This window comes from Pseudomonas khavaziana, from assembly GCF_036704165.1.
In the GTDB taxonomy this organism is placed as follows: domain Bacteria; phylum Pseudomonadota; class Gammaproteobacteria; order Pseudomonadales; family Pseudomonadaceae; genus Aquipseudomonas; species Aquipseudomonas khavaziana.
In genome coordinates this window covers 6,275,712-6,289,618 of record NZ_CP129946.1, presented here as the reverse complement: position 1 = coordinate 6,289,618, position 13,907 = coordinate 6,275,712, and the positions used below count along the sequence as shown (strand labels likewise).

General features: G+C 57.9%; 13 protein-coding genes and 1 pseudogene. 10 read left to right on the top strand and 4 right to left on the bottom strand.

Features of this window, described 5'->3' with window-relative positions:
- Positions 1 to 57 precede the first annotated feature (57 nt).
- From QYQ93_RS28210 to QYQ93_RS28195, 4 genes are all read left to right on the top strand, one after another.
- Positions 58 to 705, top strand: coding sequence for a DUF1120 domain-containing protein (locus QYQ93_RS28210; protein ID WP_043046934.1), 648 nt, complete (start codon positions 58 to 60; stop codon positions 703 to 705).
- Between the two features lie 83 nt (positions 706 to 788).
- Positions 789 to 1,511, top strand: a complete 723-nt coding sequence (locus QYQ93_RS28205) for a fimbria/pilus chaperone family protein (protein WP_080888993.1) — start codon at positions 789 to 791, stop codon at positions 1,509 to 1,511.
- A gap of 10 nt (positions 1,512 to 1,521) precedes the next feature.
- Positions 1,522 to 4,020 (top strand): fimbria/pilus outer membrane usher protein, encoded by a 2,499-nt coding sequence (locus QYQ93_RS28200; RefSeq protein WP_235387801.1) that lies wholly within the window; start codon positions 1,522 to 1,524, stop codon positions 4,018 to 4,020.
- The gene (locus QYQ93_RS28195) at positions 3,986 to 4,561 is read left to right on the top strand and encodes a hypothetical protein (protein ID WP_338475967.1); all 576 of its coding nucleotides are present in this window, start codon (positions 3,986 to 3,988) and stop codon (positions 4,559 to 4,561) included. The genes QYQ93_RS28200 and QYQ93_RS28195 overlap by 35 nt, the downstream gene beginning before the upstream one ends.
- On the opposite strand, the gene QYQ93_RS28190 is transcribed toward QYQ93_RS28195, so the two are convergent.
- The 4 genes from QYQ93_RS28190 to QYQ93_RS28175 are packed head-to-tail and all read right to left on the bottom strand — an operon-like array spanning position 4,533 to position 7,372.
- Entirely contained in the window at positions 4,533 to 5,270 is a 738-nt protein-coding gene (locus QYQ93_RS28190) for an amino acid ABC transporter ATP-binding protein (protein ID WP_338475966.1), read from the bottom strand. The genes QYQ93_RS28195 and QYQ93_RS28190 overlap by 29 nt on opposite strands.
- Positions 5,257 to 5,907 (bottom strand): amino acid ABC transporter permease, encoded by a 651-nt coding sequence (locus QYQ93_RS28185; protein ID WP_043046938.1) that lies wholly within the window; start codon positions 5,905 to 5,907, stop codon positions 5,257 to 5,259. The genes QYQ93_RS28190 and QYQ93_RS28185 overlap by 14 nt, the downstream gene beginning before the upstream one ends.
- The gene (locus QYQ93_RS28180; RefSeq protein ID WP_043046939.1) at positions 5,904 to 6,572 is read right to left on the bottom strand and encodes an amino acid ABC transporter permease; all 669 of its coding nucleotides are present in this window, start codon (positions 6,570 to 6,572) and stop codon (positions 5,904 to 5,906) included. The genes QYQ93_RS28185 and QYQ93_RS28180 overlap by 4 nt, the downstream gene beginning before the upstream one ends.
- Positions 6,573 to 6,586: 14 nt before the next feature.
- Complete coding sequence (locus QYQ93_RS28175) at positions 6,587 to 7,372, bottom strand: transporter substrate-binding domain-containing protein (protein ID WP_338475964.1); 786 nt, start codon at positions 7,370 to 7,372, stop codon at positions 6,587 to 6,589.
- Positions 7,373 to 7,626: 254 nt separating this feature from the next.
- Between QYQ93_RS28175 and QYQ93_RS28170 the strand changes: the two genes are divergently transcribed.
- The 6 genes and pseudogenes from QYQ93_RS28170 (at position 7,627) to QYQ93_RS28145 (ending at position 13,878) form a co-directional block, all read left to right on the top strand.
- Positions 7,627 to 8,322, top strand: a complete 696-nt coding sequence (locus QYQ93_RS28170; protein WP_043046941.1) for a FadR/GntR family transcriptional regulator — start codon at positions 7,627 to 7,629, stop codon at positions 8,320 to 8,322.
- Positions 8,323 to 8,441: 119 nt separating this feature from the next.
- On the top strand, positions 8,442 to 8,771 hold the full coding sequence (gene trxA, locus QYQ93_RS28165) for a thioredoxin TrxA (protein ID WP_003213989.1): 330 nt from the start codon (positions 8,442 to 8,444) through the stop codon (positions 8,769 to 8,771).
- A 367-nt stretch (positions 8,772 to 9,138) separates the two neighbouring features.
- Positions 9,139 to 9,522 (top strand): hypothetical protein, encoded by a 384-nt coding sequence (locus tag QYQ93_RS28160; RefSeq protein WP_338475963.1) that lies wholly within the window; start codon positions 9,139 to 9,141, stop codon positions 9,520 to 9,522.
- Between the two features lie 239 nt (positions 9,523 to 9,761).
- Positions 9,762 to 9,931, top strand: a pseudogene (locus QYQ93_RS28655) (ISL3 family transposase); the annotation flags it as partial.
- 549 nt (positions 9,932 to 10,480) lie between these two features.
- Positions 10,481 to 11,740 (top strand): transcription termination factor Rho, encoded by a 1,260-nt coding sequence (rho, locus tag QYQ93_RS28150; protein ID WP_003176825.1) that lies wholly within the window; start codon positions 10,481 to 10,483, stop codon positions 11,738 to 11,740.
- A gap of 155 nt (positions 11,741 to 11,895) precedes the next feature.
- The gene (locus QYQ93_RS28145) at positions 11,896 to 13,878 is read left to right on the top strand and encodes an acyltransferase family protein (RefSeq protein ID WP_043046944.1); all 1,983 of its coding nucleotides are present in this window, start codon (positions 11,896 to 11,898) and stop codon (positions 13,876 to 13,878) included.
- Positions 13,879 to 13,907: the final 29 nt, after the last annotated feature.

The following is a 13,907-nucleotide window of genomic DNA, read 5'->3' as shown; positions in this document are numbered from 1 at the left end:
TGGAGTCGCCAAGACCAAAATAAAGAGCGCCTGAAAACTTCAAGTGACAGGACAAACATGAAAAAAATTATTGGATTGACCTTAGGCATTGCGTGCCTGGCTGCGACCCTGAGTGCCCAGGCAACCACCAGTGCCCAGTTGGTCGTCAGGGGAACCATTACCCCCGCTGCATGCAACCTCAGCCTGGCCGGCAGTGGCATCATTGACTACGGTACGATCCGTTCCGGCGAATTGTCCCGCACGGCGTTCAACCCGCGCGAGGAGAGGACCACTTCCCTGATCATCAATTGCGGCACCACGCCTGCCAGGTTCGGGCTCACCCTGACTGACCTGCAGGCGGGCAGCAAGGTGACAGGTATCCTGGGGTCAGGCTTTACCGAAGCGCAGAACTTTGGCTTGGGCATGGTAGGGGGGCGGCGAACCGGTGGTTATTCGGTGACCCTCAGGGACCTGCGGTCTTCCGGCGGGGTGCTGCATCCGATCATGCGCACAGGCGTGGGGGCCTGGCAGAACAGTGATGGCAAAGTTGCCCAGTCGCCAAGCCAATATTCTTGGCGTAACAGCGTGACTATCACACCGGCCTCTATCAGCCAGCTGACTGGCACACTTGCAGTGAAGGCGGTCATCAACAGGGCTCAGGACTTGGATCTGAGTCGCGACGTTTCCATTGATGGTCGCACTACGCTGGTATTGAGCTACATCTAAACAACTGAAAGCAGCCGATCAAGAAATCATTATTTCTTATTGGCTGTTTTTCTGTGGGCGGTTGATGGCCGATCGTCAACTTCATGAGTTGCGGAGAATGCCGAGTGCGTGGTTTTTTTATAAGTTGTACGTTGCTGTGGAGTGTTTATTTCAGCGCTGTTGCCACGGCAGACGGTATGTTGCCGGAAACAACGGTGGTGGTGCTGTATGAAGAAGACGGCGAAGCCACTATCAATATCAAGAATACTGACGAGGGGCCGGCGCTGCTTCATTCAGTTGTTGAAAACGTGCCTGAAGACCTGGAACCGCTACTGATTGTCACGCCGCCTATCACTCGAGTGGAGGCAGGGGAGACGCAACTGGTGCGCTTCATCAGCACCTTGAAGGAGCCGCTCAAGACCCAACGGCTCAAGCGTATCTCATTCGAGGGCATCCCCCAGGCTCGGGCCGCCGGTGGTGCGACCATCGGCATTACCCTGCGTCAGAATTTGCCGCTGATCCTGCATCCGCAAGGCCTGCCGCGACACCACACGCCTTGGGAGTTGCTGAAGTGGAAGCGGGCGGGGCAACAACTGACCGTCCATAACGACAGCGCCTATGTCGTGCGCCTGGCGCCGGATGTGCAACTGCTGCCAAACGATATCTTGGCCACCTTGCCGCGCACCTACATCTTGCCGGGCGAGGTGTTGGTGGCGAAGGTTGACGTGGCCTTGGACGGCGCCGCTCAAGTTCAGATTCAGCCAGCTACGGTCTATGGGTTTTCGGTCGATAGCTACCGGGCTCCGATCAACACCGATGAGGGTTGATCGACCCATGATGATGCCTCTGAATAATCATGTCGAAGCCCCTGCGTGGCCTTGCAAGCCCAGGTTGCTCATCGGCTTTGCGGCGCTATGGAGCTTGCCGGGTCTCGTGGCTGCGCTGGAGATCGGGGAGGGATTCGATCTTGCTGCGCTCACCACCCACGGCATAGACCCCAAGGTTTCCGACTACTTCCGCAGTGCGGCGCGCTTTCGCGAAGGCGTCCAGGTGGTGGGGTTGCGCGTCAATGGAAACCCCCTTGGATTGGTAGATGCCCGGTTCGACGCACAGGGGGAGCTGTGTTTCACCCCTGGGCTGCTGGAGAAGGCTGGACTGGTCAAGCCCCGGGGCATTCTTCTGGAAGGCGTCACGCCGGACCAGGCTTGTCATGATTTTCTCGGGCAGTTCCCGGCGACGATGGTACGCCTGCGGCCCGGTAGTGACGAAGTGGTACTCGTGGTGCCCACCCAGGCTCTGCGTGAGCCGCAATGGGAAGCCGGAAGTTTTTCCAGGGGCGGGGCGGCGGCCTTGTTCAACTATGACGTGCTGGGGTATGACAGCCACTCGCGCAGCGGGCCCACACGGTTCGTGTCGGCCTATACCGAAGCGGGTTTCAACCTGCAAGACTGGATCGTCCGCAGCCGCCAGTTCTATGTGTCTGACAACGGCAAGACGCGCACTGAACACCTGCATGCTTATGCCCAGCGGGACATTGCCGCGTTGCATTCGACATTCCAGGCGGGCCAACTGTCCAGCAATAACCCGCTGTTTGGTGGCATCCAGCTCTCCGGCTTGCAGTTTTTTCCCGATGGGCAGTCCCGGGCACCCGCAGGCAGCAACAATGCGGTGGTCGAGGGTTTGGCCCAAAGCCAGTCGCGGGTTGAGGTGCGCCAGTCCGGCGTGTTGATCCACAGTACCCTGGTGCCCGAAGGACCGTTCCGGTTGAGCGGATTGCCCCTGCTCAATGGCACCAGTGACCTTGAAGTCAGTGTGATTGACGTGCGGGGCGCCAAGCGCAGTTTTGTTGTGCCGGCGGCGTCGTTCGCGGGGGCTGCCCCGGCGGCGCCTGGCTATTATTTCTCGCTTGGCGAACTGCGCAGAACGGCGGGTGAAGAGGGCCCCTCACCGGTGATTGCCATGGGCAGTGGCACTTGGGGGCTGGGGCGCGATTCATCTGCGGGTTTTGGCTTGTTGAGTACCGATGATTATTGGGCGGCAGGTGGCAGCCTGAGCAGTGTGTTTTTCCAGCGGGTTTCCGTAAACGCACGACATAACCTGTCCCGAGACAGCCACAAGGCTGTGTCCGGTTCACGTAGCAGCCTGTCCGTGAGCAGCCCGGTGGTCGCCAATATCGATGTCAATTTCAGCGCAACCACCCAGACGCGCGGTTACCGCGAAGTCACTGAAGTGGGGCATTCCCTCAGAACCGATGATCTGGATTCGTACTTCAAACACCAATACACGGCGGGCATGAGCTGGAACGACGCCATCCTGGGCATATTTTCTCTGAACTACACGCGCAGTGCTCAATTTGGCGGGCAAACTACCGAGCATGTGTTCGCCTCATGGAACAAGGCGTTTGGCCGCGTCGATGTTGCATTCATTGCGGATTCGCAAGTGGGTGGCAAGCGGGCCCGCCGTGACGCTTCACTTGCCGGCAGCGGGCCTGGCAGTTCCCTGGATAACGACCTGTCCTTGCGGCTGCAGGTCAGTGTGCCGCTGGGAGGGGATCGTCGTGTAAGCAGCTTCACCAGTCGCCGTGGTGACCAGTTCACTGCGGGGACTGCGTTGAGCGAAAGGGTCAACGAGTATGTGAATTACGAAGTCGGTGTCGAGCGCGACATCCGGGCCCGGGAGCAATCGGTGCGGGGCCAGGTGGACCTGCTGCCACGCTATACCCGGGTAGGCCTGGGTGTCAGCCGCGATCCCCTGGGCACCAGCTACACGGGGCAGTTGCAGGGCGGTGCCGTGGCTCACGAAGGTGGCCTGACCTTCTCGCCTTATACCGTGCAGGACACGTTTGGCGTCGTCTCGGTCGGCGATATCGGTTCCGCGAAAGTCCAGACCCCTCAAGGCCCGGTATGGACCGACTTCAGCGGGCAAGCAGTGATCGCGGGCCTGCCGGCCTACACCAACAGCCGAGTTGAGGTGCAGACCCAATCGTTGCCCAGGCAGGTGGACCTGAAAAACGGCACCCAAGTACTTGCCGCGGGTCGAGGCTCATTCAATACCGTGGATTTCGATGTGGTGAAAGTGCGTCGAATGCTGGTCACCGCGAACGATCAGCATGGCCGGCCATTGCCTCAGGGCGCCTCGGTATTGGGCAAAGGCAATCGTTTCCTCACCAGCGTAGTGGGCGAGGGCATGATTTTCCTCAACGACGTCACTGAGTCGCAAAGCCTGCGGGTTTTATTGCCGGACTCTTCCACTTGCCAGTTGAACATTGACCCCGGAACCAAGCCAGACAATGACAAATTCTATGAAGCCGCATCGGCGGTTTGCCGGGGTGGTTAAGGCCGCAAGCCTGCCCTTGGCGCTGTGTTGCACCTTGCTGGCGCCGCCTGATGCGTTGGCTGAAAACTGTCGCCTATCACTGAGCCAGCCGCGCATCGACTATGGCCCGATACGCAGGGATGCAGAGGCTCAAAGCACCACAGTGGTGCTGGCTGTCCGCTCGCTCAGCGTGAATGTACTCTGCATTGAGCCAGCGGCCATGGCCCTGCGTTTTGTTGGCGCTGCCGCCGATGGGCAGGGTTTTCGGTTTGGCCGCGAGGGGCGTTACCGGTTGAGTCTCAAAAATGCCCAGGTGGATGGCCGCCCCGTCGACTGGGCGGTTGCCCATGTGTCTGGCGCGCCAGCCAGCGGCCAGTTGCTGCCCGGCCAGGCCGTGGTGGCGCACGCAGCGGGCCGGCCGGTGGTCGGTCGACGGCTCACTGCCCTGGTGGAAATCAAAACCGAACTGCCCTCCAACGCCTTGGCGGTACGCAGTGAAATCCACTTGGAAGGGCAAGGCAGCTTTGAGCTGGTCAGCTCGGGTGTTCCACCGAGCCAATGAAATTGGCAAGCTCGGCGGTTCTGGGGTTGGCGAACAATATTTTGGGGTCGCCGGTTTCGTGCACCTTGCCCTGGTGCATGAACACCAGTTTATCGCCGACTTCCCGGGCAAAGCGCATTTCGTGGGTCACCATGATCAGGGTCATGCCGTCCTGAGCGAGCTGGCGCACCACACTGAGCACTTCATTGACCAGCTCCGGGTCCAGGGCTGACGTAATCTCATCGCACAACAGCACCTTGGGTGACATCGCCAACGCGCGGGCAATGGCCACACGTTGCTGCTGGCCGCCGGACAAACGATCGGGAAAGGCATCGAACTTCTCGCCCAGACCGACCCGCTCGAGCATCTGCTTTGCCAGCTGTGCCGCCTTGGCCTTGGGCACTTTCTGTACCACCTGCGGCGCCAGCATCACGTTTTCGCCGACGCTCAGGTGCGGGAACAGGTTGAACTGCTGGAATACCATGCCGACTTTCTGCCGCAGGCTGCGCAGATCGGCGCGGGCGGCGTCCAGGTATTCGCCGTCGACTTCGATCACTCCGTCATTGATCGACTCCAGGCCGTTGAGAGTGCGCAGCAAAGTGGACTTGCCCGACCCGCTGCGGCCAATGATCGCCACCACCTGGCCTTCATCCACCGTCAGGTCAATGCCCTTGAGCACATGGTGATCACCGTAATATTTATGCAGGGCCGAAATTCTAAGCAGAGGCATGCAGTCTCCTTTCCAGGTAGCGCGCACTGAGGGACAAGGGGTAGCAGAGCAGGAAATAACCGAGGGCCACCAGGCCGTAGACCATGAAGGGTTCGAAGGTGGCATTGGCGAGCATGCCGCCGGTCTTGGTCAGTTCGGTGAAGCCGATGATCGAGGTCACGGCGGTGCCTTTGACCACCTGCACTGAAAAGCCCACCGTGGGCGCGACGGCAATGCGCAGCGCTTGCGGCAGGATCACATAGCGCAGTTGCTCAAGTGGGTTCAGGGCCAGGCTGGCCGAGGCCTCCCATTGGCCGTGGGCGATGGAGTCTACGCAGCCGCGCCAGATTTCGGCCAGGTAAGCACTGGTAAACAGGGTCAAGGCGATTGCCGCCGCCAGCCAGGGCGATATATCCACGCCAAGCAGGGCAACCCCGAAGAACACCAGGAACAACTGCATCAACAATGGCGTGCCCTGGAACAGTTCGATATAGGTGCGGGCACTATTGCGCAGGAACGCTTTACGGCTGATGCGCATCGTCATCACCAGCAGGCCGATCAGGCCGCCGCCCACGAACGCCACCAATGACAAGAGCAGTGTCCATTGCAGGCCGGTGAGCAGGTTGCGCACGATGTCCCACAAGGTGAACTCATTCATCGACTGTTCCTCATCACAAATCGCCGGCCGATCCAGTTGAGCAACTGGCGAATCATCAGCGCCATGCACAGGTAAACAAGGGTGGTCAGGGCATAGGTTTCAAACGCACGGAAATTGCGCGACTGGATAAAGTTGGCGGCAAAACTCAATTCTTCAGTCGCGATCTGCGAACACACCGCCGAACCGAGCATTACGATGATGATCTGGCTGCTCAGGGCTGGCCACACCTTGCCCAGCGCCGGCAGCAGCACCACATGGCGGAATGCTTCGACGCGCGTCATTGCGAGCGCCGCGGCCGCCTCCAGTTGCCCACGCGGGATGGCCTGGATCCCGGCGCGGATGATCTCGGTGGAGTAGGCGCCGAGGTTGATCACCATTGCCAGCACCGCGGCTTGCCACTCGGTAATTTTCAACCCCAGGGACGGCAGGCCGAAAAAGATGAAGAACAACTGCACCAGGAATGGGGTGTTGCGGATCAATTCGACATACACACCAAAGATCCACGCAAACGGCTGGATCTTCCACGCCCGCACCACGGCGCCGAGGGTACCCAGGGCAACCCCGAGGATCGCGCCGATGGCTGTCAGCTCCAGGGTGAACAGTGCGCCGCGCAGCAGCAGGTCGGTATTGGCCAGCACTGGCACAAAGTCGAATTGGTAGGCCATCGGTCAGCTCCGCTTCAGAGATCAGCAGGCAGCGGTTCTTTCAGCCACTGCAGTGCGTTCTTTTCCAGGCTGCCATCAGCCTTGGCCGTGACCAGGATCTGGTTGACCTTCTCCAGCAACGCCGGCTCGTTCTTGTTCACGCCCACGTATACCGGCGAATCCTTGAGCTTGACCTTCAGCGCAGGTACGCGTTTGGGATTGCGTTCGCTGATGGCGACCATGACCACGTTGCCGCTGGCGATCAGGTCGACCTGGCCCGCCAGGTAGGCGGCGATGGTCGAATTGTTGTCTTCGAAGCGCTTGATCGTGGCTTCCTTGGGGGCCACTGCGGTCAGCTCGATATCCTCGATGGCGCCCCGGGTCACACTGATGGTCTTGCCCTTGAGGTCATCGGTGCTGCCAATGGCGGCCTCAGGCGGCCCGAATACGGCCAGGTAGAACGGGGCGTAGGCCCTGGAGAAGTCGATGACCTTTTCGCGCTCAGGGTTCTTGCCCAGGCTGGAAATCACCAGGTCGACCTTGCCGGTGGTGAGGAACGGAATGCGGTTGGTGCTGTTGACCGGGGTCAGTTCCAGCTTGACTTTGAGTTGGTCGGCCAGCAGCTTGGCGGTATCGATGTCCAGTCCGCGTGGCTGCATGTCGGGGCCGACCGAACCAAAGGGCGGGAAGTCCTGGGGAACGGCGACCTTGAGGGTGCCCCGGGCGACGATTTCATCCAGACCATCAGCCTGGGCGGGAGCCTGGCTCAGCATCAGGCTGGCAAACAGGGCAGGGAGCAGGGCGCTGTAGCGCTTGGTCATGACGACTCTCCGAGAAAGGCGAAGGAATTTTCTGGATTTGCTCAGTGCACAGCCCATGCCACTCCTCTCGTAATGGCCTGCAACACTTGGATTTGCTCGGCGGCAGCGGTCTTACTGGTCTGAACAGTTGTTGTCGGTTTCGCACCCTTTTCGGGCGTCGGTAAAACTGTGCGAGCCCCTTTGGGGCGTGGCTTGCGGCCGGCTGTAAATAGCTTTACAACTAGCTGCACAGTGACTTGGAAACCTGGCTTTTTATGAATTCCATCGCCCAAGCCGTACCGGAGGCGGCCCTGCAAGCCATCCGCAAGCTGATCAAGGAGCAGGGCTTCGGGCCGGGCGACGCGTTGCCTTCCCAGCGTGACCTGGCGGTGCAATTAGGGGTGAGCCGGGCGTCGTTGCGCGAGGCATTGTCGTCCCTGAGTGCCTTGGGCGTGGTCAGCGTCCAGCCGGGTAAAGGTGTGTTCGTGCAAGATAGGCAAGAGGCGCCGGTATTCGCCTGGCCCTTTGCCGCACAGGCCACGCCCTTGGAGATTTTCCAGTTGCGGTATGCATTGGAAGGCTTTGCGGCGGGGTTGGCAGCGGTGACACTGACCATCGACGAGCTGGACGGGCTGGAGGACAATGTCGAAGCGATGCGCAAGGTGATCAAGACTGGTGACTTCAACGCGGCCGCCGCGCTGGATTTCGAGTTTCACCAGCGCATCCTGCTGGCCAGTGGCAACCAGGCGATGGTGAGCATCCTCAGTGCCAGCGCGGAGGTGTTCCTGGAGAGCCAGAAACTACCGTTCATCCGGCCGGAACGCGCCATGGAGACCTGGCAGGAACATCGCAAAATCCTGCGCGCCCTGGCCCGGCGTTCCAGTACGGCGGCCCAGAAAGCCATGCAGGAACACGTGAGCAAGGCGGCGTTGCGCACCGGCATAGCATTCGTGACGCCCGTCACGTCGTGAATGGTTATACCCACACTCATGCAGCGCCATAGCAAGACTCAATCAGACGCGGCTTCCTGAACGGGGGAAGGGCAGCTATGATGAGCAACGTTTTTTTTGCTTACATTCCGGAGACATCCATGAGCAACGATCTTATCAAGCACGTCACCGACGCGACCTTTGAGGCCGAAGTACTCAAGGCTCAAGGCCCGGTGCTGGTTGACTACTGGGCTGAATGGTGTGGCCCTTGCAAAATGATCGCTCCGGTCCTGGACGACATTGCAACCACCTACGAAGGCAAATTGACCATCGCCAAGCTGAACATCGACGACAACCAGGAAACCCCGGCCAAGCATGGCGTGCGCGGCATTCCTACGCTGATGCTGTTCAAGAACGGCAACGTCGAAGCTACTAAAGTGGGCGCGCTGTCGAAGTCCCAGCTGCAAGCTTTCCTCGACGCTAACATCTAAGCGTCGTCAATGTAAGACCTGCAAATACCCCGACTTGTCGGGGTATTTGCTTTTTCAGAGGCTGGAGAAATAGTTTTCTCAGCTCATCAGTTTTTTAGCGCTCTTGGTACGTCTTCGAGGCGACATCAAGAGTGTCCTGACGCGTGTAGTCTCATTCCTTATACCTGCTCGCTTATAAAACCTATAGAGCGTTAAGGAATATTTTTATTTCGAAAGCGTATAAATTACTGTCAGCTTTCACAGGTGTTTTTCCCGACAGAACGGCTAGTTTAAGGTTGTCGTCATAAATGCAGATTAGAAGGCGGCTTTTATGGCTAAAGCGTCTTCTTTTTTTTGCAATTATTACTTTGCCGAAGAGGTTTAAAAGATGAGCCGTTCTGGTTTCATGAAAGCAAATAACTATTATTCGAAAGATCGTTATGAAGCGTTTCAAGTGATTGGTGCTGACGAACCGAGTGGGTCGTGCTCCTTGATCTATAAAAGTTGGGGGGCGCCAGACCTCGTTGGGCTAGACGGTAGTTTTAATTTCAATAAGGACGCGCAGGTAACTGAGTTACGTTTTACTGCGCGCGGGGTCAAATTCGAACTGGAAGCACCTTATAAAGACGGTGAGCCCGATTTTTCCGAGTGGAAAGGCAAAAGGATTAGACCAGATAATTCGCATGGAGAGGCGTATTTCAAGGGGGAGTATGCAAGAAGTTATATACAGAATTGGGATGGACGTATCGAACTTGAACTGGGTCCCAAATGACGCTATGGCATGAGTTGCATTGCTTAAGTTACCCTCCGCTTCACCTTAAGCACTTGGTTTCGGTGAAGCCTAATCCCGCCCTTTGGAGCGTGCTTTGTATGACCTGTCCGATTGGCTCACAATATGCGTATGGCTAATTCCAGACTCTTCATGGAATGGCGGTAAAGCTAGAAGCAAAAGCGCCGTGTTGATTTATGAGGTTTGTGCGAGCAAAACACCTCTACAGCACCGACGTTCTTATGCGCGATATTCATACTTTCCTGCTCCTTTGGGAGGGCTTTTCTGTCGTCACTATCAAACCTGACGGCGACGCCCTTCAAATCGATCTGATCCCTCCGGTCGCCCAGTTTCTCACCTGCGGTGGTTGCCAAAAGTTTTGCTCAGCCACTCATGGTACTGTGATCGAATATGGCCGAGAGCTCATTGATCGGTTTTGTGTCGAGGACGCTAACCGATTGCGTCACGCCAAGCCTGCTCGCAAGGTCGTCAAGCGAATAGCGTACGATCATCGCGATAGTGAGTTTTTTCCATGAAGATCAAGAGCGTCTTCCCCCGTAATCCATGAAGAGCCTGATTCTAGCCCATTCAGCCCGCCGAGTAGGTTTGAGGCCGAGTGCCAGCTCGACGCAAGGGGGATGTAGACATCGGGCGGATCGATGGTTCGCCTTATTGCTGAAGGGCTCAGGCTTTTCGTTTTACAGACTCATTAATCGGTATCCAGAGCACCGCGCTTTTATACCAACTGAAATCTCAGGTTTTTTCGTGAAACAGGGCTAGACGCTCAGAAATTCAGGTGGTACATTCGGCCCCGCACTGGTTTCTCCACTGCCCCCTGCAAGCCGTCGCCGACGCATTCCTTTTCGATTAGTACGCGATCCTGTCGCCTTCTCTGCGGCGCGGCCTCATTAAGCCAAAAGCTTAATTTCCCCCCTCCATAAAATGATTACGTCATTCCTATATGAATCTGACTGAACTCAAGCAAAAGCCGATTACCGACCTGCTCCAGCTGGCCGAAGAAATGGGCATAGAAAATATGGCCCGTTCGCGCAAGCAGGACGTGATTTTCTCCCTGCTCAAGAAGCACGCGAAAAGCGGCGAGGAAATCTCCGGTGATGGCGTGCTGGAGATTCTCCAGGACGGCTTCGGCTTCCTCCGCTCCGCAGACGCCTCCTATCTCGCCGGCCCAGACGACATCTACGTCTCGCCGAGCCAGATCCGTCGCTTCAACTTGCGCACCGGTGACACCATCGTTGGCAAGATCCGTCCTCCGAAGGAAGGCGAGCGTTATTTCGCCCTGCTCAAGGTCGACACGATCAACTTCGATCGCCCCGAGAACGCGAAAAACAAGATTCTCTTCGAGAACCTGACCCCGCTGTTCCCGACCGTGCGCATGAAGATGGAAGCCGGTAACGGTTCCACCGAAGACCTGACCGGTCGTGTGATCGACCTGTGCGCCCCGATCGGCAAGGGCCAGCGTGGCCTGATCGTCGCACCGCCGAAAGCCGGCAAGACCATCATGCTGCAGAACATCGCAGCGAACATCGCACGTAATAACCCGGAAGTTCACCTGATCGTGCTGTTGATCGATGAGCGTCCGGAAGAAGTGACCGAAATGCAGCGCACCGTGCGCGGCGAAGTGGTTGCCTCGACGTTCGATGAGCCCCCAACCCGCCACGTGCAGGTTGCCGAGATGGTGATCGAGAAGGCCAAGCGCCTGGTCGAACACAAGAAGGACGTGGTGATCCTGCTTGACTCCATCACTCGTCTGGCACGTGCCTACAACACCGTGATCCCGAGCTCCGGCAAGGTGCTGACCGGTGGTGTCGATGCCCACGCCCTGGAGAAGCCCAAGCGTTTCTTCGGTGCTGCGCGAAACATCGAGGAAGGCGGCTCGCTGACCATCATTGCCACCGCACTGGTCGAGACCGGTTCGAAGATGGATGAAGTCATCTACGAAGAGTTCAAGGGTACCGGCAACATGGAGCTGCCCCTGGACCGTCGCATCGCTGAAAAGCGTGTGTTCCCTGCGATCAACATCAACCGTTCCGGCACCCGCCGCGAAGAGTTGCTGACCGCAGACGACGAACTGCAGCGTATGTGGATCCTGCGCAAGCTGCTGCACCCGATGGATGAAGTGGCTGCCATCGAGTTCCTGATCGATAAGCTGAAAACCACCAAGACCAACGACGAGTTCTTCTTGTCGATGAAGCGCAAGTAATACGGCGTTTCAGGTCCAAAAAAATGGCGCCCCTCAAGGGCGCCTTTTTTTATGCGTCGAGATTCTGCGGCATTTGTGGCATAAGTATCCGTTAAGTAACAAAAATTGACGCGTGACTACGCTAACTCCTTTCGTCACAGACTGATCACATTCTTATGACCACTCTTGCTTACCGCAGAGACATCGACGGCCTGCGTGCCATCGCTGTCCTCGCAGTCGTGTTATTTCATTTTGGCGTTCCTGGCATTACTGGCGGTTTTGTTGGCGTTGATGTGTTCTTCGTCATTTCCGGCTTTCTAATTACGTCAATTATCTGGCGGGAGCGCCAAGCTGGCCGCTTCAGTTTCATCGACTTCTGGGCTCGTCGCGCCCGGCGTATCTTGCCCGCGCTGTTTGTGATGATCGCCGCGACACTGGCAGTGGGTTGGTTTCTGTTGGCGCCCAAGGACTATGAGGAGCTGGGGCGGTCAGCACACTATCAGGTGACCTTTACCTCCAACTTGCTGTTCTCGCGTCAGCATGGCTATTTCGATGTGTCTTCAGACATCAAGCCCTTGCTGCATACCTGGTCGCTGGCGGTAGAAGAGCAGTTTTATATTTTCTTCCCGCTGTTGCTGGCGTTGCTATCCAGCCGCCTGAAACACTGGCGCCTGGCGCTGTTCGCGGTGTTGCTCGGGTCTTTCGGCATGAGCGTCTGGGCGGTTGAGCATGAGCCGCAAAAAGCCTTCTTCCTGCTGCATCTGCGGGCCTGGGAATTGTTGGCCGGCGCGATGCTGGCGGTGTTGCCCAAGCATGAGTGGCGCGCTTCGCCCGCTTTGGCACAAGGAGTCAGCCTGGCTTCCATGGCGCTGATTCTGATCGCTGTACTGGGTTATGACGCGAAAACGCCGTTTCCCGGCGCAACCGCTCTATTGCCTGTGCTGGGAGTCGTCGGCTTGATCTGGGCCAACGGCCAGCAGCACACCTGGGTAGGGCGGTTGTTAAGTACGCGAGTAATGGTAGGTATCGGGCTGATTTCCTATTCCTGGTACCTCTGGCACTGGCCTGTATTCGTGTATGCCAACTATGCCGCAGTGGATGGCTTGAGCGCCTTAGAACTGGCTGGGCTGATGTTATTTTCGCTGGTGCTGGGTTATCTGTCCTGGCGCTTCGTGGAAACGCCGTTCCGAGAAAAACGCTTGCTGGCAGGACGCAAGGCGATTCTGGCGTCAGCCTTGGTAGGCATTCTGGGGCTTGGCTTTACCGGCTTGGCGATACGCGAAGCTGACGGCGTGCCTTCGCGTTTGTCCGAACAGGCATTGCGTTTTGCCCAGGCCAAGAAGTGGAGCCCGGACCTGCTGGCGTGCATGGCTGACAAAGACACCCCCGATGATCGGCTGTTCTGCCATTTCGGTCCGAAAAGCCAATCTGTTTCAGCGCTGGTATGGGGCGACAGTCACGCCACTGCGCTGATACCCGCACTCAAAGTGGGTGCTGATCGCCACGATATCAGCCTGGTAGAAGCCAGTTTTGCCGGCTGTATCCCGCTGGATGGCCTGGAGAATATTGCCCGGTGCGCGCACTTCAATCAGCGCGTCGAGAAGGCCATGGCCGAGCAGACGTTCAGCGACGTGGTATTGGCGGCCCGTTGGAGTTTGTACGTCTATGGGCAAATGTCGGGTGACAAGGAGCATGCGCTCAAGGACCCCGGTACGGGTCAATATGTACGCGCCGTCGCCGAACAACGTTTTGCCCAGGGCCTGCGCGAACGCATCCAGAGTTTGCGTGCTGCCGGGCATCAGGTATGGCTGGTCAAGGAAGTGCCGCTGCAGGAGATCATCGTGCCTTATCGTCTGAGCCGCCTGGCGATGATGAACCGGCCAGTGGACCGTGAAGGGCTCGTCGTCGCCGAGCATGTGAAGCGCCAGGCCTTTATCACGCAGTTGTTTGACGAACTGGCGGCGGGCGACAGCGGTGTCAAGGTGCTGGACCCTGCGCCCCTGCTGTGCGGCGCCGATGGTTTGTGCCGGGTCGAACTCAATGGTCGAGCGTTGTATACCGACGATAACCATCTGTCAGACGTTGGTGCCCGGTACATCGAAGCCTTCCTGGAGCCATTGTTCAGTTCCTTGCAATCACGAGGGCTGACGGCCAATTAAGCTGCCAGTCGTTCTCAGAGCAGGTAGGA